24 protein-coding genes are annotated in these 22,662 nt (G+C 70.1%); 9 read left to right on the top strand and 15 right to left on the bottom strand.

The window, feature by feature from the left end; genetic code table 11:
- Positions 1–25: 25 nt before the first annotated feature.
- Positions 26–1,087: an NADH:flavin oxidoreductase/NADH oxidase gene (locus AB0C38_RS05095; protein ID WP_360666631.1), complete on the top strand. Its 1,062-nt coding sequence runs from the start codon at positions 26–28 to the stop codon at positions 1,085–1,087.
- On the opposite strand, the gene AB0C38_RS05090 is transcribed toward AB0C38_RS05095, so the two are convergent.
- The 4 genes from AB0C38_RS05090 to AB0C38_RS05075 all read right to left on the bottom strand — a co-directional run bounded on the left by AB0C38_RS05090 (position 1,084) and on the right by AB0C38_RS05075 (position 4,210).
- On the bottom strand, positions 1,084–2,472 hold the full coding sequence (locus AB0C38_RS05090) for a glutamate decarboxylase (RefSeq protein WP_360666628.1): 1,389 nt from the start codon (positions 2,470–2,472) through the stop codon (positions 1,084–1,086). The two genes, AB0C38_RS05095 and AB0C38_RS05090, sit on opposite strands and share 4 nt — an antisense overlap.
- An 84-nt stretch (positions 2,473–2,556) precedes the next feature.
- Positions 2,557–3,033, bottom strand: a complete 477-nt coding sequence (locus AB0C38_RS05085) for a DNA starvation/stationary phase protection protein (protein ID WP_360666625.1) — start codon at positions 3,031–3,033, stop codon at positions 2,557–2,559.
- A 46-nt stretch (positions 3,034–3,079) separates the two neighbouring features.
- Positions 3,080–3,502, bottom strand: coding sequence for an organic hydroperoxide resistance protein (locus AB0C38_RS05080; protein WP_360667513.1), 423 nt, complete (start codon positions 3,500–3,502; stop codon positions 3,080–3,082).
- A gap of 135 nt (positions 3,503–3,637) precedes the next feature.
- Positions 3,638–4,210, bottom strand: a complete 573-nt coding sequence (locus AB0C38_RS05075) for an NAD(P)H-dependent oxidoreductase (RefSeq protein WP_360666622.1) — start codon at positions 4,208–4,210, stop codon at positions 3,638–3,640.
- Between the two features lie 127 nt (positions 4,211–4,337).
- Between AB0C38_RS05075 and AB0C38_RS05070 the strand changes: the two genes are divergently transcribed.
- Entirely contained in the window at positions 4,338–5,390 is a 1,053-nt protein-coding gene (locus AB0C38_RS05070; protein ID WP_360666619.1) for an alpha/beta hydrolase, read from the top strand.
- A gap of 84 nt (positions 5,391–5,474) precedes the next feature.
- On the opposite strand, the gene AB0C38_RS05065 is transcribed toward AB0C38_RS05070, so the two are convergent.
- From AB0C38_RS05065 to AB0C38_RS05050, 4 genes are all read right to left on the bottom strand, one after another.
- Positions 5,475–6,005 carry a hypothetical protein gene (locus tag AB0C38_RS05065; protein WP_360666616.1) on the bottom strand — a complete coding sequence of 177 codons (531 nt, stop codon included), beginning with the start codon at positions 6,003–6,005 and terminating at the stop codon, positions 5,475–5,477.
- A gap of 378 nt (positions 6,006–6,383) precedes the next feature.
- The gene (locus AB0C38_RS05060; RefSeq protein ID WP_360666614.1) at positions 6,384–7,202 is read right to left on the bottom strand and encodes a MarR family transcriptional regulator; all 819 of its coding nucleotides are present in this window, start codon (positions 7,200–7,202) and stop codon (positions 6,384–6,386) included.
- A gap of 97 nt (positions 7,203–7,299) precedes the next feature.
- On the bottom strand, positions 7,300–7,899 hold the full coding sequence (locus AB0C38_RS05055; protein WP_360666611.1) for a TetR family transcriptional regulator: 600 nt from the start codon (positions 7,897–7,899) through the stop codon (positions 7,300–7,302).
- Entirely contained in the window at positions 7,880–9,406 is a 1,527-nt protein-coding gene (locus AB0C38_RS05050) for a DHA2 family efflux MFS transporter permease subunit (protein ID WP_360666609.1), read from the bottom strand. The genes AB0C38_RS05055 and AB0C38_RS05050 overlap by 20 nt, the downstream gene beginning before the upstream one ends.
- Positions 9,407–9,589: 183 nt before the next feature.
- Between AB0C38_RS05050 and AB0C38_RS05045 the strand changes: the two genes are divergently transcribed.
- The gene (locus AB0C38_RS05045) at positions 9,590–10,726 is read left to right on the top strand and encodes an MFS transporter (protein WP_360667511.1); all 1,137 of its coding nucleotides are present in this window, start codon (positions 9,590–9,592) and stop codon (positions 10,724–10,726) included.
- A 75-nt stretch (positions 10,727–10,801) separates the two neighbouring features.
- Here the strand turns inward: AB0C38_RS05045 and AB0C38_RS05040 are convergent, their stop codons facing one another.
- Both AB0C38_RS05040 and AB0C38_RS05035 read right to left on the bottom strand, forming a co-directional pair.
- Positions 10,802–11,185, bottom strand: coding sequence for a hypothetical protein (locus tag AB0C38_RS05040; RefSeq protein WP_360666606.1), 384 nt, complete (start codon positions 11,183–11,185; stop codon positions 10,802–10,804).
- Positions 11,186–11,201: 16 nt separating this feature from the next.
- Complete coding sequence (locus tag AB0C38_RS05035; RefSeq protein ID WP_360666604.1) at positions 11,202–12,383, bottom strand: RtcB family protein; 1,182 nt, start codon at positions 12,381–12,383, stop codon at positions 11,202–11,204.
- A gap of 161 nt (positions 12,384–12,544) precedes the next feature.
- On the opposite strand from AB0C38_RS05035, the gene AB0C38_RS05030 reads away from it, so the two are divergent.
- Positions 12,545–13,030, top strand: a complete 486-nt coding sequence (locus AB0C38_RS05030) for a hypothetical protein (protein WP_360666601.1) — start codon at positions 12,545–12,547, stop codon at positions 13,028–13,030.
- 45 nt (positions 13,031–13,075) lie between these two features.
- On the opposite strand, the gene AB0C38_RS05025 is transcribed toward AB0C38_RS05030, so the two are convergent.
- Positions 13,076–14,116 (bottom strand): aspartate-semialdehyde dehydrogenase, encoded by a 1,041-nt coding sequence (locus tag AB0C38_RS05025; protein WP_360666598.1) that lies wholly within the window; start codon positions 14,114–14,116, stop codon positions 13,076–13,078.
- Positions 14,116–15,381 carry an aspartate kinase gene (locus AB0C38_RS05020; RefSeq protein ID WP_360666595.1) on the bottom strand — a complete coding sequence of 422 codons (1,266 nt, stop codon included), beginning with the start codon at positions 15,379–15,381 and terminating at the stop codon, positions 14,116–14,118. The genes AB0C38_RS05025 and AB0C38_RS05020 overlap by 1 nt, the downstream gene beginning before the upstream one ends.
- Positions 15,382–15,605: 224 nt before the next feature.
- Here AB0C38_RS05020 and AB0C38_RS05015 point away from each other — a divergent pair, with 224 nt between their 5' ends.
- Both AB0C38_RS05015 and AB0C38_RS05010 read left to right on the top strand, forming a co-directional pair.
- Positions 15,606–16,211 carry a nitroreductase family protein gene (locus AB0C38_RS05015; RefSeq protein WP_360666592.1) on the top strand — a complete coding sequence of 202 codons (606 nt, stop codon included), beginning with the start codon at positions 15,606–15,608 and terminating at the stop codon, positions 16,209–16,211.
- A gap of 119 nt (positions 16,212–16,330) precedes the next feature.
- Positions 16,331–17,506 carry a Fic/DOC family N-terminal domain-containing protein gene (locus tag AB0C38_RS05010; RefSeq protein WP_360666590.1) on the top strand — a complete coding sequence of 392 codons (1,176 nt, stop codon included), beginning with the start codon at positions 16,331–16,333 and terminating at the stop codon, positions 17,504–17,506.
- A gap of 6 nt (positions 17,507–17,512) precedes the next feature.
- On the opposite strand, the gene AB0C38_RS05005 is transcribed toward AB0C38_RS05010, so the two are convergent.
- The gene (locus AB0C38_RS05005) at positions 17,513–17,893 is read right to left on the bottom strand and encodes a hypothetical protein (protein WP_360666587.1); all 381 of its coding nucleotides are present in this window, start codon (positions 17,891–17,893) and stop codon (positions 17,513–17,515) included.
- A gap of 218 nt (positions 17,894–18,111) precedes the next feature.
- Between AB0C38_RS05005 and leuA the strand changes: the two genes are divergently transcribed.
- On the top strand, positions 18,112–19,872 hold the full coding sequence (gene leuA / locus AB0C38_RS05000) for a 2-isopropylmalate synthase (RefSeq protein ID WP_360666585.1): 1,761 nt from the start codon (positions 18,112–18,114) through the stop codon (positions 19,870–19,872).
- An 80-nt stretch (positions 19,873–19,952) separates the two neighbouring features.
- A complete protein-coding gene (locus AB0C38_RS04995; RefSeq protein ID WP_360666582.1) occupies positions 19,953–20,504 on the top strand; it encodes a DedA family protein in 552 nt (183 codons plus the stop codon).
- Here AB0C38_RS04995 and AB0C38_RS04990 read toward each other — a convergent pair.
- Positions 20,491–21,096, bottom strand: a complete 606-nt coding sequence (locus AB0C38_RS04990) for a peroxiredoxin-like family protein (RefSeq protein WP_360666580.1) — start codon at positions 21,094–21,096, stop codon at positions 20,491–20,493. The genes AB0C38_RS04995 and AB0C38_RS04990 overlap by 14 nt on opposite strands.
- 58 nt (positions 21,097–21,154) lie before the next feature.
- Here AB0C38_RS04990 and AB0C38_RS04985 point away from each other — a divergent pair, with 58 nt between their 5' ends.
- The gene (locus tag AB0C38_RS04985; protein ID WP_360666577.1) at positions 21,155–21,757 is read left to right on the top strand and encodes a TetR/AcrR family transcriptional regulator; all 603 of its coding nucleotides are present in this window, start codon (positions 21,155–21,157) and stop codon (positions 21,755–21,757) included.
- On the opposite strand, the gene AB0C38_RS04980 is transcribed toward AB0C38_RS04985, so the two are convergent.
- A complete protein-coding gene (locus AB0C38_RS04980) occupies positions 21,747–22,652 on the bottom strand; it encodes a LysR family transcriptional regulator (RefSeq protein ID WP_360666574.1) in 906 nt (301 codons plus the stop codon). The genes AB0C38_RS04985 and AB0C38_RS04980 overlap by 11 nt on opposite strands.
- Positions 22,653–22,662: the final 10 nt, after the last annotated feature.

The raw sequence follows: 22,662 nt of genomic DNA, 5'->3' as shown, positions 1-22,662 counted from the left end.
CCGGGCACGTGTCGTTGATCCAGACGTGAGCCGACTCTTCAGCCCCATCACCGTCCGCGGCCTGACCCTGCCGAACCGCGCGTGGGTGTCGCCGATGTGCCAGTACTCCGCCACCGACGGCGTCCCGGACGACTGGCACCTCGTCCACCTCGGCCAGTTCGCCACCGGTGGCGCCGGGCTCGTCATGACCGAGGCGACCGCCGTCGTGCCCGAGGGGCGGATCAGCCCGCAGGACACCGGCATCTGGAACGACGCGCAGGCCGAGGCGTGGCGCCGGATCGTCGGGTTCGTGCACAAGCAGGGCACCGCGATCGGCATGCAGCTGGGCCACGCCGGCCGCAAGGGCTCGACGCGGCGGCCGTGGGAAGGGCCGGGCAGCGTCCCGGCCGAGGAGGGTGGCTGGCAGAGCGTCGGTGCCGACGCGCAGCCGTTCGGGACCTACGCCCCGGCGCGGCCGCTGGCCACGGACGAGGTCAGCGCCCTCCCGGCGGCGTTCGCGGAAGCGGCCCGGCGGGCGGTCGACGCCGGGTTCGACCTGCTCGAGCTGCACTTCGCGCACGGCTACCTGGTGCACCAGTTCCTGTCCCCGCTGTCGAACAGCCGCACCGACGGCTACGGCGGCGACTTCGACGGCCGCACCCGCCTGGCGCTGGAGATCGCGGACGCGGTCCGCGCCGAGGTGAGCGTGCCGCTGTTCGCCCGGCTGTCGGCCACGGACTGGACGGACGACGGCTGGACCCTCGACGAATCGGTCCGGCTGGCGAAGCTTCTGGCCGAGCGCGGGATCGACCTGATCGACACGTCCTCGGGCGGCAACGTCCCGAACCCGGACATCCCGGTCGGACCGGGCTACCAGGTCCCGTTCGCCGAGCGGATCCGCACGGAGACCGGCCTCCCGACGGGCGCGGTCGGCATGATCACGAACCCCCAGCAGGCGGAGGACATCATCACCGGCGGCGAAGCGGACGCGGTGTTCCTCGCCCGTGCCCTGCTGCGGGACCCGCACTGGCCGCTCCGCGCGGCGAACACCCTCGAAGCGGACGTGCGGTGGCCGGACCAGTACGCCCGAGCCAAGTCCTGGCACTAGTGGTGGAAAGCGGTCGCCTTCGCCGGGTCCTTCGGGCGGCCGCCCTCCTTCTCCAAGTCGGGCAGCACCCGCTTCAGATCGGCCAGCAGCAAGTCGGCCAAGTCGTGCGTGAAGCCGTTGCGGACCACGATCCGCAGCACCGCCAGGTCCGTCCGGTTCTCCGGGAACGTGTACGCCGGCACCAGCCAGCCGCGCTCGCGCAGCCGGCGTGACACGTCGAACACGTCGAAGCCCGCGTCCGTGCGGGTCGTGAACGCGAACACCGGCAGCTGGTCTCCGCGGGTCAGCAACGAGAACGGCCCGAGCGACGCGATCCCCGCCGACAAGTGCGTCGCAACGTCACGCGAAGACTGTTGCACCGCGCGGAATCCCTCGCGGCCGAGCCGCACGAACGTGTAGTACTGCGCCGCGACCTCGGCGCCCGGGCGGGAAAAGTTCAACGCGAACGTCGGCATGTCGCCGCCCAGGTAGTTCACGTTGAACACCAGCTCCGACGGCAGCGCGGCCTGGTCGCGCCAGACCACCCAGCCGACGCCCGGGTACACGAGCCCGTACTTGTGGCCCGACGTGTTGATCGACGCCACGCGCGGCAGCCGGAAGTCCCACTCCAGGTCCGGGTCGAGGAACGGCGCGACCATCGCGCCCGACGCCCCGTCGACGTGCACCGGGATGTCCCAGCCCGTGCGCTCGGCCAGGGCGTCCAGCGCCGCGGCGATCTCCGCGACCGGCTCGTAGCTGCCGTCGAACGTCGAACCGAGGATCGCCACCACGCCGATCGTGTTCTCGTCGCAGCGCGCCACCGCCTCGTCCGCCGTGAGGTGGTAGCGGTCGCCGTCCATCGGCACCAGCCGCGGCTCGACCTCCCAGTACTCGCAGAACTTCTCCCAGCACACCTGGACGTTGACGCCCATCACCAGGTTCGGCTTCCCGGTGCGGCCGAGCTTCGACCAGCGCCGCTTCAACGCCATCCCGGCGAGCATGCAGGCTTCCGACGATCCGGTCGTCGAGCAGCCCATGATGTCGGCGAGGTCGGGCGCGTGCCACAGGTCGGCGAGGATGTTCACGCAGCGCCGCTCCAGCTCGGCCGTCTGCGGGTACTCGTCCTTGTCGATCATGTTCTTGTCGACGCACTCGGCCATCAGCTCGCGCGCCTGCGGCTCCATCCACGTCGTGACGAACGTGGCGAGGTTGAGCCGGGCGTTGCCGTCGAGCATCAGCTCGTCGCGCACGAGCTGCAGCGCGGTGTCCGGGGGCAGCGAGGTGTCGAGCAGTTTGTCGTGCGGCATGACGAACCCCGCCGCCAGCGCCGGGTTCGCCCCGGCGTACATCGGATTCGTGCCGCCGACGCGGTCCGGGCGGTCCGTCTTCCCCTGATGCAGCACCATGCCGCCGAACGTACTGCGAATCCCGGCTTTCAGCAGACGCGAAAGGGGCCGTTCCACCCGGAACGGCCCCTTTGTGCGGAAAAGTCAGGCCTGCTGGGCCTGCCACATCCAGTGCGCCTCTTCGAGCGCGCGGGTGATCTCGATCAGCAGGTCCTGCGTCACGAGGTCGCTCTTGTCGGTCTCGTCGATGCGGGCCCGCAGCCGCTCGATGAGCGACGCGAGGATGTCGACGATCGCGGCGACCGTGGACTCCACGGACTGCCAGTTGTCGGGGTAGTCGGGCACGCCCGAGCTCTCGACGACGGTTTTGGCCTTGCCGTTCGGCGAGATGCCGATGGCGTTGGCGCGCTCGGCGACCTCGTCGACGTACTGGCGCGCGGTGGCGACGAGCTCGTCGAGCTGCAGGTGCGCGCTGCGGAAGTTCGAGCCGACGACGTTCCAGTGCGCCTGCTTGGCGATGAGGGACAGGTCGACCAGGTCGACCAGCGTCGCCTGGAGGGCGTTACCGGTGATCTCCTTGTCGGCCTCGGAAAGCGGGCTCTTGATCGGAGACTTGCTCATCTCTGGTGTTCCTTTCCTCGGACTCGTTGGGACGCGAAAGCGGGGGTCAGACGGTGGCGGAGAGCGCGACCTCGATGTTGCCGCGGGTCGCGTTGGAGTAGGGGCACACCTGGTGGGCCTGCTCGACCAGCTGGTCGGCCTGGGCCTGCTCGAGACCCGGCAGGGAGACGTTCAGTGCAACGCCGAGACCGAAGCCGACGTCCTGCTTGAGCACGCTGACCTCGGCGGTCACCGTCGACTCGGGCAGCGTCACCTTGGCCTGGCGGGCGACGAGCTGCAGGGCGCTGTGGAAGCACGCCGAATAGCCGGCGGCGAAGAGCTGCTCGGGGTTGGTCTTGTCCCCACCGGGGCCGCCCATCTCCTTCGGGATGGCCAGCGACTCGTCGATGACGCCGTCGGACGAGGTCACCTCGCCGTTGCGGCCATCGCCGCGAGCTGTCGCCACCGCCGTGTAGATCGCCTGACCCATGCTCATGCCTGCCTTCTGTCGCGGACGCTCCACAGCGAGCGTCTCACTGAGCACAACATCCCGCACCCGCGGAACAGTGCCCCCACATGGCAGGCGTCACGTGGATCGATTACCCGGCAGCCCCCGGGCAAAACCTCAAGCGGCGCGCGTCACCGCAAATTCGGCGACCTGGCGCCCGATCAGGCGCAGGGTGCGAACGCTCTTCTCGTCCGACGCACCGCCGCCCTCGTCGAACTTGGTCTCGGCCGAGTTGATCGAACCACCCAGAGGGGTGGCCCAGCCGCGCAGCGCGTGCGTGATCGTGCGCAGCTGCTCGAGCGTCGTCACCGCGGCTTGCCAGCCGTAGGCGACGGCGGCCAGGCCGACCGCGCGGCCGTCGAGGTAGGGACGGCGGTCGTCCCGCAGGTCTTCGACGTAGTCCAGGGCGTTCTTGACCAGGCCGGACAACGCGCCGTGGTAGCCCGGCGACACGACGATGAGCCCGTCGGCCTGCCGCACGGCTTCGATGAGCGTGGCGGCGCGGTCGTCGCGGCCCGGCTCGCCGGCGTCGTAGAAGGGCAGCACCAGCTCCGGACCGGTGAGCATCCGGGTCCGGACGCCGACTTCGGCCGCACCGGTGAGCGCGATCTGCAGAGCGCGTTCGGACTGGGAGCCCTCGCGCAGAGAGCCGCCGATCCCGAGCACGTTGACCGTCCTGGCTGAAGTCACGCTTTCCAGGCTAACCCCTCGACTTAAGTGGATATCCAGACTTTGGGACGGAGGTCCGCGTCACAGGTGGACCTGTTACCTACTGGCGAGTAACATCCCTCGCGGCACCCACGCTCAGGAGGCAACGATGGCGATCCCGCTCCCGGTCCGCATCCAGGCGGCGGCGTCCCAGCTCGCGTTCTGGCTGCCCACGCCGCTGCGGAGGCTGGCCGCGGGCCGCCCGGTGCGCCTAGACGGACAGGACCTCGCGCTCGACGCCCAGCTGCTGCTCCGGCTGCAGAAGGTCGCGAAAGCCGAGCTGGTGCGGGGCTCGGTGGAGCAGTCGCGCGCCCTGCTCGACGTCGGACGGCACCTGGTCAGCGGCAAGCCGATCGAGCCCGTCTCGGTGCGGGAGATCGCCGTGCCGACGCCTGATGGCGACCTGCCGGCGACGCTGTACACGCCGGTCGGGCTGCCCGAGAAGTCACCGCTGCTGGTGTTCTTCCACGGCGGCGGCTGGGTGATCGGCACGCGCGCGAGCCACGACAACGCCGTCCGCTTCCTGGCCAAGCACGCCGGAGTGCGGGTCCTGTCGATCGAATACCGGCTGGCGCCGGAGTTCCCGTTCCCGGCGGCCGCGGAGGACGCGCTCGCGGCGTTCGAGTACGCGGTGGCGAAGGCGGGCGACCTCGGCGCCGACCCCGCGCGGATCGCCGTCGGCGGCGACAGCGCGGGCGGCAACCTCGCCGCGGTGACGGCGCAGCAGGCAGTGAAGCGCGGCGGCCCGGCACCGGCGTTCCAGCTGCTGATCTACCCGGCGACGGACTTCGCGCGGCGCTACCGCTCGCAGGAACTGTTCGCCGAGGACCTGTTCCTCACCGACGTGCACATGAAGTGGTTCGAGGGCCACTACGTGCCGGAGGGCACCGACCTGACCGACCCGCGGCTTTCCCCGCTGCGCGCGGACGACCTGAGCGGCCTGCCGCCGGCGCTGGTCGTCACGGCGGGCTTCGACCCGCTGCGCGACGAGGGCGAGGCGTACGCGGAGAAGCTGCGCGAAGCGGGTGTCGAGGTGGCGTTGCGCCGGCACGACGACCTGATCCACGGGTTCATCAACTTCACCGGCGTCGGCACCCGGTTCCGCGAGGCGCTGGCCGAGACGGCGGGCGCGCTGCGGCAGGGTTTGTCCAAACGGGACTGAGCCGCCCGGGAAACGACCCGGAGCCCGGCGCGGAGAAATGTCCGCGGCCGGGCTCCGGGCCCCCTGTTTTCACTGGTTTTCGACTCAGCCCGCCGGCGCGGGCAACGGCGGCACCGGCAGCGGCGGCACCGGCAGCCCGCCGAGCAACCCGCCCAGGATGCCGGTGACGGCGCCGAGCAGGGCCTTCACCAGGTCGCTGACGATCTTCAGCGGGCCCGGCAGGTCCGGCAGCGACGGGATCGGCAGCGGCAGCGGCGGCAGCTGGCGGGCCTTGGCCGTCGGGTCGGTCAGCAACCGGCTGGACTCGTCCGCCCGCCCCTTGGCGAGGCCGGCGAGCTGCTCGGTGTCGGTCTGGACGGTGTAGCGCTTTCCGGCGGCGATGTCCGCGAGCACCGGGCTCATCTGCCCCAGGTCGGCGCGCGTGGCACCGACGTCGCCCGCGTAGGCCACCTTGGTCAGGCCGTCCCGCATCTGGAGCACCTGTGCGGCGAGGGCCTGGGTGCTGGAGGAACCCTTGCCCCCGTCCGGGCTCGCCGAAGCGATCCCCGCCATTCCGACCGCCAGCAGACTGCTCGCGGCTACCAGGGCGATGGACCGCCCGAACTTGCCTTTCATAACTTACCTCCATGGCCTCGGGAGACCTGACGGGTTAAATCGATACCCCCCGTATCGGAGATAAGCCACCCGATCACCGGTTAGGGACGTTTTCTAACCCTTACGTGCCGGATGCGCAGGAAGCGAACTCGACCACAATTGATTAACGTCGAAACCTTGCCCATCCCCCTGAAGATCATCCTGAGCGATCCTCGTCATTACTCCTGGTAGCGAGCGTCCACTGTAGAGCGGTTCGATCACTCACGCGGGTGTAAACGGTGATCTATTGGCTTCATCACTCCGTCGGACCGCGTGTCGAGACTGCTCCAGAAGGGGGCATCTCCCGCTGTCGCACCGCCACCCACAAGGCGCTCCCCTGGTCGGGGCGGAAATGCGAAATCAATTCCGGGAAACGGCCGCGGCGATCGGTTCGAGCCCCGCGACCAGCTCGTCGAGTTCGTCCGCGGTGAGCACGTCGTACGGCGGCGCCGCCAGCTCGTCGGTGCGGGCCTCGATCCGTTCCTTGAGCTCCCGCCCGGCGTCGGTGAACCCGCCGGCGGCGTCCACGAGGCCGCGGCCGCGCAGCCCGTCGACGACCGCGTCCAACCGGGCCTTGGGCAGGTGGTGGATCCGGCCGAACTCCGCCGCCTTTATCCCGAGGGAAAGCGCGAGGAGGACGTGGGCCTCGGTGCCGCCGATGCCGTGGGCGACGAGGACGGCGTTGTGGCCGTCTCCGCGGTGCTCCCGCAGCAGCGTCGCCGCGTGCCAGAGCCTGGCCACCGGCTCCTCGGGCACGTCGAGCGCCCGGAGCCCGGCGTACAGCGCCCGCCCGTCGGTCGGCGCGCTGACCGCGGCCCGGGTGGCGAGGTCGGCGATCCGCACCAGAGCCGGGGAGTCGGCGAGCTCCCCGATCTGCTGCCGCAGCGCGGCGGCGCTGGCCCGCTCGCGCACGGCGATCGCCTCCTCCGGGGTGAGCTTCCCCCAGACCCACGGGATGTGGCGCGCCACCTCGCCGTCGGCGAAGTTGTAGAAGACCGCGTGCACCACCTCGGCCGGCGCCATCCCCAGCGGCGCGGCCCGGCCCGCGAAGTACCCGTCCCAGTAGTTGCGCATGCCCAGGGCCAGGAACTCCTCGTTCACCGCTTCGGAGAAGGTGATGGTGGCGATCGGCTCGACGAGCTCGAACACGCGGTGGACCTTGACCTGGGTGTGCGGCATCGTCGACATCTCCTGGGACCGTGGCCGCGCCTTCGTGGACGGCCTCTCACTCTGGCTACGAACGACGCGGCCCGGATCCGACACTCCGGCCGGACGATTACAGCGGCAGGCCCGCTTCCAGGTGGACCAGCGCCTGGTCGAGCACGACCAGGTAGTCGCTTTCGGGGTCGCCCGCGGCCTTCAGGAACGCCGCCAGCAGCACTCCCACCACCGCGCCGGCCCAGTTGCGCACCACGAAGTCGTCCGGCGCCCGGCCGGTGCGCTGCGCGGCCACCCCGGCGATCTGATCGATCCCCTCGGCGAACTGGTCCATGGTCGCGGCACGCAGGTCGGGCTCGCGGAACACCAGCAGCTGCCGTTCGCGGACGAACTCCATCTCCTCCGCGGAGAACCGCTGGAGCACGTCGGTCACCGTCGCCCGCATGGCCGGGATCAGGCCGAGCTCAGGGGGCTGCGCGATCGCGATGGCGATGAAGACCGGGTCGACGGGGTCGTAGAGGACGGCCGCCTCCTTGGTCGCGAAGTACCGGAAGAAGGTGCTGGGCGAGATCTCCGCCGCGGCCGCGATCTGGTCGACCGTCGTGGCGCTGTAGCCCTGCTCCCGGAACAGCCGCAACGCGTGCCGCTGGATCGCGGCCCGCGTCTTGGCCTTCTTCCGCTCCCGCAGCCCCATGGGCTCAGATGGCGACGACGTCATGCTCCGATTCTCGCCGCTGCGCTCCGGTGGCCGCCCGCCCGGGCAGGAACAGCGACGCCAGCAGGGCGCCGGCGACGCCGAGCCCGGCGCAGACCCACAGCGTCGCCGCCATGCCGTCGGTGAACGCGAGCCGCGCCGAGTCGGCGAGCGCGGGCAGGTGGAGCTTCTCCGCGACGGCGACCGCGCCCGACGCGCTGCCGCGCACCGCGTCGGCGACCGGCGCGGGCAGGCCCGTCACGGCGACGCCGTCGCGGTAGGCGCTGTTGAGCACGGTGCCCAGCACCGCGACGCCGATCGTGCCGCCGACCTGGCGCAGCACCTGGATCAGCGCCGAGCCGGCACCCGAGCGACCCTCGGTGAGCGCGCCCATCGCCATCGTCATCAGCGGCGTCAGCGTGCAGCCCGTGCCGAGGCCGATGACGAGCTCCCAGCCGATGGTGGCGCCGTAACCGTCCGACGGCGTCGTCGTCGAACCCCAGGCCAGCCCGGCCGCGAGCAGCACGAACCCGGCGGTGACGACCGCGCGCACACCGAGTGCGGCGACCAGCCGTTCGGCGACCTTCGACGCCACCAGCATCCCGGCGATCAGCGGCAGCAGCCGGACCCCGGTCTGCAGCGCGTCGGCCCCCTGGACCGCCTGGAACAGCTGCGGCAGCACGAACATCACGCCCATCAGCGCGAAGGAGGCCACGGTCGCGAGCACCGCACCCCAGACGAACCGCGGCTCGCGGAACAGCGCGAGGTCCGCGAGCGGCGCGGCCGTCCGCGTCTGCGACCAGCAGAACACCCCGAGGAGCGCGGCGCCGAGCGCGAGCAGGCCGTACGTCGCCGGGTCGGCCCAGCCGTGCTCGCCGGCGTAGACGAAGCCGTAGGTGAGCGCGACCAGCCCGGCCGCCGAGAGCACGATGCCGCCGAAGTCGATCGCGCCCTGGCCGGAGCCGCGCGTCAGCGGAATCAGGAACAGCACCGCGACCAGGCCGACCACGGTCAGCGGGACGTTGATGAGGAACACCGAGCCCCACGCGAAGTGGTCGAGCAGCCAGCCGCCGAGCAGCGGCCCGAGCGGGATGCCGACGAACGTCGCCATCACCCACGTCGTCAGCGCCTTCGCCCGCTCCTCCGGCGGGAACAGGATGTTCAGCAGCGAGAGCGAGAGCGGGATGAGGAACGCGGCCCCGACACCGAGCACGACCCGGGCGGCGATCAGCTGGCCCGGCGAACTCGCGTAGGCGCACCCCAGCGAGGCCAGCCCGAACAGCGCGAGCGCGCCGAGCAGCAGCTTCTTCGGGCCGAACCGGTCGCCCAGCAGGCCCGCCGGCAGCAGCAGCGCGGCCAGCGCCAGCGTGTAGGCGTTGCCGAACCACTGCAGCTGCGTGGTCGTGGCGCCGAGGTCGACGGCGAGCGTCGGCACGGCGACGTTCAGCACGGTCAGGTCGAGGCCGACGGTCAGCAGGCTCACGGCGAGCGCGCCGAGCGCCCACCACCTGCGTGGATAGAGCTGAGTCATAGTGACCCCCAGTTGGTAGTGTCTACCAAATGAGAGTAACTGTCAGAATCTCCTGGCGCCAGCCGTTGTGACGCGGGAAATAAGTTGCACGTGCGTACCACCTTGGGTTCTCATCGGGACGTGCCACTGCAGCCGTACCGCCGGGTCCTCTCGGTCCCCCGCGTCCCGTCGACGATGGCGCTGATGTTCCTGGCGCGGCTGCCGATGACCATGAACGGCGTCCTGATGACGCTGTACATCGTCACCGGACTCGGCCGCGGCTACGGCGCCGCCGGGCTGGTCGGCGCCGGCGTCACCCTCGGGATGGCCCTCGGCGCGCCGCTGCTCGGGCGCTGCCTCGACCGCTACGGCCTGCGTCCGATCGTCACCGTCTGCGGGATCGGCACGACGGTGTTCTGGTTCGCCGCACCGCACCTGCCGTATGAGGTGCTCGCCGCGGTCGCGGTCCCGGCCGGGATGCTCTCGGTGCCCGCGGGCTCACTCGCGCGCCAGGTCCTGGCCACGCTCGTGCCGGTCGAGGAGCGCCGCGCGGCGTACTCGCTCGACACGATCTCCATCGAAGCGACGTTCATGATCGGCCCCGCGCTCGGCATCGCGGCGATCACGACGCTCTCGCCGACCTTCACGCTCAGCGCGCTCGGCGCGCTGTTCGGCGGCACGGCGTTCCTGATCTGGCTGGTCAACCCGCCGATCCGCGAGTCGGTCGAGCCCGGCGCGTCGACGACCCGGCCGCCGCTGCGGAGCTGGCTCAGCGGCCGGCTCGTGGCGACGCTGCTGATCGCCGCCGGCGCGCTGTTCGTACTCGTCGGCACCGAACTGGCGACGCTCGCGGCCCTGCGCGCGAACGGCGACATCGGCGTGACCGGGCTGGTGATCGCGGTGATGTGCGTGGCGTCCATCCTCGGCGGCATCGTGCACGGCGCGGTGAAGAAGTCGCTGCCGCAGGGCCTGCTGATGCTGCTGCTCGCGCTGCTGGTGGTGCCGGTCGGGCTGGCGGACCAGCCGTGGTGGCTGCTGATGCTGGTGCTGATCCCGACGAACCTGGTCTGCGCGCCGACGCTCGCGGCGACCACCGAGACGGTCAGCCGGATCGCCCCGCCGCAGGTCCGCGGCGAGGCGATGGGGCTGCAGGACGCGTCGACACGGCTCGGCCTGGCGCTGGGCAGCCCGGTGGTCGGCTTCGCGATCGACCACTCGAGCCCGGCGTGGGGCTTCGCCGCGGCGGGCCTCGGCGGTCTGGTCATCGCGGCGGCCGGCCTGCTGTACCGCCGCGCGCCGGAACCCGCGGCGGAGCCGGTCTCGGCACTGGCCGAAAGCTAGCGCCGCCCGCGTCGCGAATGACTCATTCGGGGCACCGGAGGCCGCGAATGAGTCATTCGCGGCCTCCGGTGTGGGTCAGCCGCCGCAGGCCACGCGGAGCGCGTCGAGCTTCTTGACGTTGCGCTGCACCCATTGGGCCACCACGCCGGCGTCCTCGATGCGTTCCTTCTGCACCTCGACGTACGACCCGGCCATGCCGAGCAGCGCGTTCTTGACGTCCTGGTCCTGGACGTTCCCCGCGAGCTCCCGCAGCCGCTTCTCCTTGTCCGCGGCGCGGGCCTTGAGCCTGTCCGGATCGACCAGCGGGTTCAGGTCCGCCAGCCCGAGCGCCTCGGTGCACGCGCCCACCTTGTCCGCGGTCTTCGACCCCTGGTCGACCGCGTCGCTGACCTGGTCGCACCCGCTCAGCAGCAGTGCGGCCCCGGCCAGCAGCGCGGCCGTCGTTCCACCCCTCGTCATGGCGCCAAGGTACCGCTCAGCCCTTGACGCAGACCACCTGCTTGAGGTGCGCCACCACCTCGACCAGGTCGGTCTGGGCCCGGATCACCGCATCGATGTCCTTGTACGCCGCCGGGATTTCGTCGACGACGCCCGAGTCCTTGCGGCACTCGACCCCGGCCGTCTGCGCCGCGAGGTCGTCGGCGGTGAAGAGCTTCTTGGCCTTGGTGCGCGACATCCGGCGGCCGGCACCGTGCGACGCCGAGTGGAACGACGACTCGTTCCCGAGGCCGCGGACGATGTACGAACCGGTCCCCATGCTGCCCGGGATGATCCCGAGGTCACCCGATCCAGCGCGGATCGCGCCCTTGCGGGTGACGAGCAGCTCGACACCGTCGTACGTCTCCTCGGAGACGTAGTTGTGGTGGCAGGAGATCGCGTCGTCGAAGGTCGTCTCCGGGACGACGTCCTTCAGCGCCTGCTTCACGAGCGCGACCATCGTGGCGCGGTTGCGCGCCGCGTAGTCCTGCGCCCAGAACAGGTCACGCCGGTAGGCCGCCATCTCCGGCGTGCCGGCGACGAAGACCGCGAGGTCCCGGTCCGGCAGGTCGGCGTTGTGCGGCAGCTTCCGCGCGACGGCCATGTGCCGCTCCGCGAGCTCCTTGCCGATGTTGCGCGAACCCGAGTGCAGCATCAGCCAGACCTGCCCGGTGCCCTCTTCGAGGCAGACCTCGATGAAGTGGTTCCCGCCACCGAGGCTCCCGATCTGGCGCGCGGCCCGGTCGTGCAGCTCCTGGACGCCGGAGTGCAGCTCGCCGAAGCCCTGCCAGAAGGCGTCCCAGCCGCCGACGCCGTGCACCTTCGCGGGGTTCACGGGCGTCTTGTGCAGCCCGAAGCCGACCGGCACGGCGCTTTCGATGCGCCGGCGCAGCTTGCCGAGGTCGTCGGGCAGGTCGGTCGCGGTGAGCGAGGTGCGGACGGCGCTCATGCCACACCCGATGTCGACGCCGACGGCGGCGGGCGAAACGGCGTCACGCATGGCGATGACGCTGCCGACGGTCGCGCCCTTCCCGTAGTGCACATCGGGCATCACGGCGACACCGTGCACCCACGGCAGGTTCGCGACGTTGTGCAGCTGCCGCATGGCCTGCTCTTCGACCGACGCGGGGTCCGCCCACATCCGGATCGGAACGCGGGCGCCTTCGACAGCGGTGTACATGGTTTTCCTTTCCTCACGGGTGATTCCTCTTCAGGATCCCGGGAGGGGGAGGCCGCGACAACGGGTTTTCCCGGTCGGCTCCTCGCCGCGGGACCGGTCCCCCGGCACTCGTGGTCTCCTGCACCGGTCGCAGCCGTGATTCCCGAGAGGTGCGCCCCGCCATGACCGAGCCGGCCCCTTACCAGCCGCTGCCCGCTTCCGACGCGAACGCGGAACGGGAGGTGCGCCGCGGGATCAGGACGATACGCGCGGCGATCGCCGCCCAGGCCGTGCTTTACCTGACGCTCGCCGGCTTCCTCTGGTACCTCGCCGCGGGGGTGGACGACGCCCGCGACGTCGTCTTGCCGTTGCTGCTCGTGTCGGTGAACGTGGTGCTGCTGATCGCGCTGGTGGTGTGCAGCGTGCTGCTGAGCACGCGCGAGCGCAAGGTCGCCTTCGCGATCATGTTGCTGGAATGCGCGTTCATGGCAATGCTGCTCATCGGGTTGATCGTGAGCCTCGCCACGAGTTCGGGATCCACCGGCAGCCCGGTCGGCCTGATCCTGTGGGGCGCGCTGATGATGGCCGTCCTGCGGCCGATGCAGAAGCCGGAGCTGCGGGCGGCGTTCGGCTTGCCGCCGATGCAGCCCCGGCAGAAGAAGAAGTGAGACCGCCCGGCCCCGCACAGCGGGACCGGGCGGCTTCTCACCGGTTCAGAGCTGCTGTGCGATCAGCTCCGCGATCTGCACGGCGTTGAGCGCCGCACCCTTGCGCAGGTTGTCGTTCGCGATGAACAGTGCCAACCCGCGGCCGCCCTCGACACCTTGGTCGGTGCGGATGCGGCCGACGTAGCTCGGGTCGTTGCCCGCCGCCTGCAGGGGGGTCGGGACCTCCGACAGCTCGACGCCCGGCGCGTGCGCCAGCAGCTCCGCCGCGCGCGCGGGCGTCAGCGGCTGCGAGAACTCCGCGTTCACCGAGATCGAGTGCCCCGAGAACACCGGCACGCGCACGCACGTGCAGGACACGCCGAGCCCCGGGATGCTCAGGATCTTGCGGCTCTCGTTGCGGAACTTCTTCTCCTCGTCCGTCTCGAGCTCACCGTCGTCCACAATGGACCCCGCCATCGGCAGGACGTTGAACGCGATCGGGCGGACGTACTTGTTCGGCGCCGGGAACTCGATCGCCGCGCCGTCGTGGGTCAGCAGCGCCGCGTGCTCCGCGCCCGCCTTGACCTGGCCCGCCAGCTCGTCCACGCCGGCCAGCCCGCTGCCGGACACCGCCTGGTACGTCGACGCCACCAGCCGGACCAGCCCGGCCTCGTCGTGCAGCGGCTTCAGCACCGGCATCGCGGCCATCGTGGTGCAGTTCGGGTTCGCGATGATCCCCTTACGCGCTTCCTTGATGGCGTGCGGGTTGACCTCGCTGACGACCAGCGGCACGTCCGGGTCCATCCGGAACGCCGAGGAGTTGTCGATCACCGTCGCGCCCGCCTCGGCGAACCGCGGCGCCTGCGCCTTCGACGTCGACCCGCCCGCGGAGAACAGTGCGATGTCCAAACCGGACGGATCCGCCGTCGACGCGTCTTCGATCGTGATTTCGGTGTCGCGCCAGGGAAGCGTCGACCCCGCCGAGCGCGCCGAGGCGAAGTACCGCAGCTCGGCGATCGGGAACTCCCGCTCCGCCAGCAGCTTGCGCATCACCGCGCCGACCTGGCCGGTCGCGCCGACCACCCCGATCCGCAGCCCGTCCGCCATCAGCGACCACTCCCCGCGTAGACCACAGCTTCTTCGTCGCCGCCGAGCTCGAACGCGTCGTGGATCGCGCGCACGGCTTCGTCGAGCTGGGCGTCCCGGATCAGCACCGAAATGCGGATCTCGGAGGTGTTGATGATTTCGATGTTGACGCCGGACTGGGCCAGCGCCTCGCAGAACGTCGCCGTGACACCCGGGTGCGAGCGCATCCCGGCGCCGACCAGCGAGACCTTGCCGACGTGGTCGTCGTAGAGCACCGACTCGAAGCCGATCTCCGCCTTGACCTTCTCCAGCTCCTTGACGCCCGCGGCGCCGTTGGCCTTCGACAGCGTGAACGTGATGTCCGTGCGACCGGACACCGTGCTGGACACGTTCTGCAGCACCATGTCGATGTCGATCTCGGCGTCGGCGATCACGCGGAAGATCCGGGCGGCGGCACCGGCGTGGTCCGGCACCCCGGTGACCGTGATCTTGGCTTCGGAGCGGTCGTGCGCCACACCGGTGATCAGGGCTTGTTCCACGGGGATCTCCTCGATAGAACCGGTCACCGTCGTGCCCGGCTTGTCACTGTAGGAAGAGCGGACTCGGATCGGGACGCCGTAGCGGCGCGCGTACTCGACGCACCGCAACATGAGGATCTTCGACCCGCTCGCGGCGAGCTCGAGCATCTCCTCGTAGGTGACGGTGTCGAGCTTCTTCGCGTCCGGCACCACCCGCGGGTCGGCGGTGTACACACCGTCCACATCGGAGTAGATCTCGCAGACGTCGGCGTTCAGCGCGGCGGCCAGCGCGACGGCGGTGGTGTCCGAGCCACCGCGGCCCAGCGTGGTGATGTCCTTGGTGTCCTGCGCGACGCCCTGGAAGCCCGCCACCAGCGCGACGTAGCCCTGCTCGAGGGCTTCGGTGACGCGGCTCGGCGTGACGTCGATGATGCGCGCGTTGCCGTGCACCGACGTCGTGACGACGCCGGCCTGCGACCCGGTGAACGACCACGCCTCCGCGCCCTGGGCTGCGATGGCCATCGCGACCAACGAGTTCGAGATGCGCTCACCGGCGGTGAGCAGCATGTCCATCTCCCGCTCCGGCGGCGCCGGGTTCACCTGCTGCGCCAGGTCGAGCAGCTCGTCGGTGGTGTCACCCATCGCCGAGCAGACCACGACGACGTCGTTGCCCGCCTTCTTGGTGGCGACGATCCGCTCGGCGACGCGCTTGATCCGGTCGGCACTTTCCAGCGACGATCCGCCGTACTTCTGGACCACGAGGGCCACGCCCGAACCTCCTCGACGGGCCGGGTCTGCTCCCTGGTGGGCACCGGAGAGCCCCCGCGTCCCATGATTTGAAGAGGAGCCTACCGGGGGTTTCGCGGCCCGCCACCCTCTTGACTTGGGGCGGGCACCGGATGGAGGCAGCCCGGAAGTAAATCTTCCGTAACACCAAGGAAATACGCGAAGCCCTTCCTCCCGAGTGATGCAGCGCACGCCTGGGTACCGTGATGATCGTGCGAAAGCCAGCTGTGACGAGCGTCCCGATCGCGTCGGTGATGGCGGAGCGTTGGAGCCCGCGGGCCCTGGACGCGTCTTTTGCCGTGACTCCGGAGCAGGTGAGGGCCCTCCTGGAGGCGGCCCGCTGGGCCCCGTCGTTCGGCAACACCCAGCCCGCCCGCTACCTGGTCGGGTTGCGCGGCACGCCGTCGTTCGACGCGATCCTGGCGACGTTCAACTCGGGCAACCGGGCGTGGGCCCACCGGGCGAGCCTCCTGCTGATCGGCGTGATGGTGACGACGAACGAGAAGGGGGCGGTGCCGTACGCCGAGTACGGGCTCGGGCTGGCGTCGGAGAACCTCGTGCTGCAGGCGGTGGAGCTGGGGCTGGTCGCGCATCAGATGGCGGGGTTTTCGCCGGATGAGGTGTGCGCTTCCTTCGCCCTTCCGGAGGACGCGGTGCCTCGGGTCGCCATCGCGGTGGGGAAGCCGGCCGCGCCGGACGTCCTGGAGGAGGACTGGCGGGTCGAGCGCGAGAAGGCGGAACGGAAGCGGATCCCGCTGGAGGAGTTCGCGTTCACCGGCCAGTGGGGCCGGCCGGCGCTCGGGGATCAGTGACCATCCGACAAAGGTCAGATTTCAAGGTTTGGGTCGATACCCTGAAATCTTGAGCCGAGACTGCAAGAACCCTTAGATGCCGCCACCAGAACTAAAGCTTTATGCGCTAAGCTTTAAAAGTGCAGGTAGAGACGTTCGACAAGTCACCCGTCGGTCAGCTGGTGCCGATCAGCGGCGTAGATGGCCGAACCAAGCAGTCCTACAACCACTTCGCCTTCGTGCCCGCTCCACTCCCCAGCGTAGTCGACCTGCTACCCGGCACCTACAAGCTCATCAGTGAAGCCGACCGCGCCCTGGGCTCGCTGGACGCCCTGACCGACCGGCTACCCAACCCCGACCTGCTGGTACGACCGTCACTGACCCGGGAAGCCGTCAGCACCTCGGCGCTCGAAGGAACCTTCGCCCCCTACGCCGATGTGCTGGAAGCCCAATACACGGAAAGTCAGCGGCCGACGGCAGAGGTGCACGAAGTGCAGAACTACGTCCAAGCGGCTTTCGCCGGTCTCGACCTCATCAAGAAACTGCCGATCTGCCTGCAGGTGGTGTCAAAGCTTCAACAGATCCTCGTGACGGGAACACGGGGCGACGCCTACGACGCCGGCCGGCTCCGAGAACGGCTTGTCTGCATCGGAGACCGTGGCCGGGGAATCGAACAGTCCAGGTTCGTCCCACCACCCAATGGCGACGTGCTGCGCGACGGTGTGAGCGACTGGGAAAAGTGGATAAACGCCGAACAGGAGATGCCGGCACTGGTGAAGGTGGCGCTCGGCCACTACCAGTTCGAGACACTGCACCCGTTCAGCGATGGGAACGGCCGGATCGGCCGACTGATCATCACTCTTCAGCTCATCGAAGAGCACGTGCTGAAGCACGCCGTGCTGAACCTGTCCCCTTGGCTGGAACCACGTCGTGACGACTACATCGACCACCTGCTCACCGTGAGCCGGACAGGAAACTTCGACCCTTGGGTTCGATTCTTCGCCGAAGCGGTCAAGGCACGCGCCCTGGCGGCGGCGGAAACCATCCGGAACCTGATGGCGTTCTCCCGGGAAGTCATCGAAACGATGAAGGACGCGGGCGCACGCGGCAGCGTTCACGACTTGGCGGTGAACATCATCGGGTACCCGATGATGACCATTCCGAAGGTGCAGGCCGACCTCGGCGTGTCCTATCCGACCGCCGCCGGCGCGATCAGGAAACTGGAGGAAGCCGGTTTCCTCCGCGAGGTCACCGGAGGGAACTACGGGCGCCGGTACATCTGCGACCGGGTGTACGACGAACTCGCCGAGAGCTAGGCCGGCTCAGGAAGCTCCGCCCACCCGGCGGATGACCTTCGCCAGCACTCCCGACACCACGAGCCAGAAGATCGCCGCGATGCCGTAGTTCACCAGCACCCGCAGCTTCTCGTCACTCGGCGTGAACAGGTCGTCGAATCCCAGGGCCAGGCCGTTCGCCCACGATTTCACGAACGAGACGATCCCGTTGTCCGGGTTGGCCGAGCCGACCGTGAAGATCACGTGGATCACCAGCAGGGCGGCGAAGATCAACCCCACCCAGCGGACGATCGACGCCACGATGGAGGCGATGCGGCCGCCGGTCCGGCGCCAGTCGACCGGGTCCCGGCGAGAGACCTTGGTCTCCTCGTCCGACGCCGCCGAAGACGACTCTGCGTGCTCAGCCATGTCCGCAGTTTCGCACGGCCACCGACCAATTGCTACCCACAGGTAACCCCCGGAACGAGACGCCCGGCTTCCCTCACCCGGCGTTCCGTGGTTATGGTGGAGCCGTGGCGCGTGCTCTCCTGCTTCGCTGCCGCGACGGGGCCTGACCGGACCGGCTCCCCGTCGCGGGGCTTCGTGGTGCCGGTCGCACCCGTCGAGCTGGAGATCCCCGAATTCGCATGAGCAAGATTCGCAAGCCTTCTCGCACCGCGCCCGCTGACCAGCCCGCTTGGAACACCCAGCGCGGCACGTCCATGCCGGTCCACCGCTACCGCCCCTGGTACGACCTCGTCGAGAACATCGACCTGCCCGACCGCACCTGGCCCGAAAAGCGCATCGACCGCGCGCCGCTGTGGTGCGCCGTCGACCTGCGGGACGGCAACCAGGCCCTGATCGACCCGATGTCGCCCGCGCGCAAGCGCAAGTTCTTCGACCTGCTCGTACGCATGGGCTACAAGGAGATCGAGGTCGGCTTCCCGGCCGCGAGCCAGACCGACTTCGACTTCGTCCGCGAGATCATCGACGAGGGCGCCATCCCGGACGACGTCAGCATCCAGGTGCTGACCCAGTGCCGCCACGAGCTGATCGAGCGGACCTTCCAGGCCCTCGAAGGCGCGCCCCGCGCGATCGTCCACATCTACAACTCGACGTCGATCCTGCAGCGTCGCGTGGTCTTCCGCGAGGAGCGCGAAGGCATCAAGAAGATCGCGACGCAGGCCGCGGAACTGGTCGTCGAGCTGGCCGCGAAGCAACCGGACACCGACTTCCGGTTCCAGTACTCGCCCGAGTCCTACACCGGCACCGAGCTGTCGTACGCGCTCGAGGTGTGCAACGCCGTCACCGAGATCTGGCAGCCGACGCCGGAGAAGCCGGTGATCCTGAACCTGCCGGCGACCGTCGAGATGGCGACGCCGAACGTCTACGCCGACTCGATCGAGTGGATGAGCCGCAACCTGGCCCGCCGCGACTCGGTCATCCTCTCGCTGCACCCGCACAACGACCGCGGCACCGGCATCGCCGCCGCCGAGCTGGGCTACCAGGCCGGCGCGGACCGGATCGAAGGCTGCCTGTTCGGCAACGGCGAGCGCACCGGCAACGTCGACCTGGTCGCGCTGGGCATGAACCTCTACAGCCAGGGCATCGACCCGCAGATCGACTTCTCCGACATGGACGAGATCAAGCGGACCGTCGAGTACTGCAACCAGCTGCCGGTGCCCGAGCGCTCGCCGTGGGGCGGCGACCTGGTGTTCACCGCGTTCTCGGGCAGCCACCAGGACGCGATCAACAAGGGCCTCGACGCGCTGAAGGACGCCGCCGACAAGCAGGGCGTGCCGCTCGAGGAGTACCCGTGGCAGGTCCCGTACCTGCCGATCGACCCGAAGGACGTCGGCCGCTCGTACGAGGCCGTCATCCGCGTGAACTCGCAGTCCGGCAAGGGCGGCGTCGCCTACATCATGAAGGCCGAGCACCAGCTCGACCTGCCGCGGCGCCTGCAGATCGAGTTCTCGAAGGTCATCCAGCGCTACACCGACACCGAGGGCGGCGAGGTCGACCCGACCACGATGTACAACGCCTTCGCGACCGAGTACCTGGAGCTGAAGACGCCGCTGGAGCTGGTCCGCCAGCACGTCCGCGACAACGGCGACGGCGAGTACGACATCACCGCCACCGTGCGCGTGGAGGGTGACGAGCACGAGGTCACCGGCCGCGGCAACGGCCCGATCGCGGCGTTCTTCGACGCGCTCTCGACCGTGGGCTTCGACCTGCGCCTGCTGGACTACTCCGAGCACACGCTCTCGCCGGGCGACGACGCGCGCGCCGCGTCGTACATCGAGTGCGCGATCTCGGACCGCGTATTCTGGGGCATCGGGATCGACGCCTCGATCGTCACGGCGTCGCTGCGCGCGGTCGTCTCGGCGGTGAACCGCGCCAACCGCTGAACCTGTGGGCCGGCTGTCGGGTTCCTGTGAGTCCCCGGTGATCGGGACTCATCGGGCCCCGGCAGGCGGTTAATGGAGATGTGGACGGATCGACGGCGGGACTGCTGCTGCTGTTCGTCGTCTCGCTGGTGCCGCTGCTCCCCACCGAGGTGACGCTCCTCGGCATGGGCATCGCGGCGGCGCAGGGCGGGACGTCGCTGGCCGTGGTGATCGCCGTGGCCAGTGCCGGGTGCCTGGTTTCCGACCAGGTGCTCTACGCCCTCGGCCGGTTCGGTGGCCGGGCGGCGCTGGACCGGCTGAGCCGGCGGAAGAAGATCGCCGCCGGCATCGGCTGGCTCGACGGGCGCCTGCAGCGCCACCCCCGGCCGGTGCTGGTGGTCGCCCGCTGGCTGCCGTCCGGCGGCACGGTCGGCGCCCTGCTCGCCGGGTCACTCCGGTGGCCGATGGCGGAGTTCTTCACCGCGTCGGCCGTCGGCGTCACACTCTGGACGTCCTACGTGGCCTTCCTCGGCTACGCGGGCGGACAGATCATCACCGAACCCTGGATCAGCCTGCTGCTCTCCCTCGGCGTGGCCCTGGTCCTGGGTTCGGTGATCACCTACGGCGTGAAGCGCGGCGCTAAAGCGATTTGAGGATGTCCGTCGGTTCGGTGCGCGTCACGAAGTCCGGGTGGACGTCGACGAACCGCAGCACCCGGTCCCGGCCGACCACGACGACGGCCGGGTGGACCAGTTCCCAGGTGCCGTTGACCTTTTCGAGGTCTGTGCCGAGTGTTCGCATGGCCTCGCGCACCGGGTCGGACACCGGATAGCTCAGCCCGAGTCCGCGCGCGACGGTGCTGCCGACGTCCGAAAGCACCGGGAATTCCAGGTCCGGGAGTGGGCCGTCCGGCTTCTGCGGGCTGATCGCCGCCAGCGTCGCGCCGCGCTTGGCCAGCTCGGGCAGCAGTTCCTGCTGATAGGTGCGCAGGGTCAGGTTGCAGTACGGGCACCACTGGCCGCGGTAGAACACCAGCACCGCCGGGCCGTTCGCGACGAGGTCGCCCAGGCTCGCCGCCGTTCCGTCGGCGCCGGGCAGCGTGAAGTCCTCGATCTTGCTACCCACGTCGGCGAACTTCGTTCCGGCGGCGCGGCGCCGGTCCGCGTCGAGAGCCTCGGCGATCTCCGGCGGCAGAGCGCCGCGGAGCTGGTCGTTCAGCCCGGTCAGAGCGGTTTCGAGCGTCATGGATCCCCCTAGCGATTGTACTGATTGGTACAGTGGAACGGACTGTACTATTCGGTACATGGAGACGCAAGTGGCTTCGACCCCGCGCGGCAAACAGACCCGCGACGCGATCGTCGACGCGGCGGCGGGACTGATGTACGTGGACGGCGTCGCGGGCACGAGCGTCGACAAGGTGCTCGCCGCGAGCGGGGCCGGGAAATCGCAGATGTACCACTACTTCAAGAACAAGGACCAGCTGGTCGCGGCCGTGATCGACCGCTACCTCGAGCAGATCCTGGCCAACCAGCCGGCGATCTTCGAGCTGGCCTCCTGGGCCGACCTCGAGACGTGGACCGAGCAGCTGCTCGACGTCCACCGCCGCGCGGGCAGCCCGATCGCGTGCCCGCTGGGCAACCTCGCCGGGGAAGTCGGCGACAACCCGAAGCTCGCGCCGCTGGTCGACCAGGCCTACCGGACCTGGGAATCCCACCTGGCGCGTGGGCTGGTCACGTTGCGGGACAAGGGAGAGCTGGCTCCCGGCGCCGACCCGGCCCGGCTGGCGCAGGCGGCGATGACGTCCGTCCAAGGTGGACTGCTGCTCGCCCACCTCCGGCACGACCTCACGGCGATGGAAGACGCGCTGGCGATCGCACTCGCCTACCTGCGCGGCTTCAAGCCGTGAGCTGAGCGATCTCCGCGCGCAGTTCGTCGATCACCTTGGCCACGGCCGGGCGCTGCAGCGCCCCCGTGCGGCAGACCGCCTCCACCAGCCGCGCCGCGCGGATCCCCGCCAGCGGTCGCGCGACCAGGCCACGGCCGCGGCCAGTATTCATCGTGTAGCGCGGCAGCAGCGCGATCCCGTGGCCGGCCGCGACCAGCCGCTCGGTGATCCGGAAGTCGTTGATCCGCTGCACCACCACCGGCCGCACGCCGGTGCGGATGGTCAGCGAGCGCAGCACGTCGTCCACCGGGAAGCCGAAGTCGACGCTGATCCAGCGTTCGTCGGCCAGCTCCGCCAGCTCGACGCGGCGCCGGTTCGCCAGGCGGTGCCCGGCCGGGAGCGCGACGTCGAGCGGTTCGCGCAGCAGCGGCACGACGTCGAGGCGGTCCTGGTCGAACTCCGGCGCGTGCTCGTCCCGGTGCGCGACGACGACGTCGTAGTCCGCGACCAGGCCGGGCACCTCGGGCGGCGTCATGTCGACGTCGCGGACGTCGACCTCCAGGCCCTCGTACCCGGCGACGCGGGTCAGCAGGCCCGGCAGCAGCATCAGCCCGGCCGACTGGAAGATCGCGATCCGCACGCGGCCGCGCGGCGCGCTGCGGTAGGTGTCCAGTTCGGACTCCGCGCGCTCGAGCGCGGCCAGCACCTCGTCGGCCCGGGCCACCAGCGCGCGCCCGGCATCGGTCAGCCGCAGCCCCCGCCCGGCCGGTTCGGTGAGCGGCAGGCCGACCTCGCCCTGCAGGGCCCGCAGCTGCTGCGAGACCGCGGACGGCGTGCAGTGCAGCGCCCGCGCGGCCGCCGTCACGCTCCCGCGGTCGGCGAACTCCCGCAGCGTGCGCAGGCGACCCAGATCCACGGGTCCCAGC

This window comes from Amycolatopsis sp. NPDC048633 (genome assembly GCF_040650695.1).
GTDB lineage: Bacteria > Actinomycetota > Actinomycetes > Mycobacteriales > Pseudonocardiaceae > Amycolatopsis.
The sequence above is the reverse complement of the archived record's forward strand: the minus strand, read 5'-3'. Positions and strand labels throughout refer to the sequence as shown.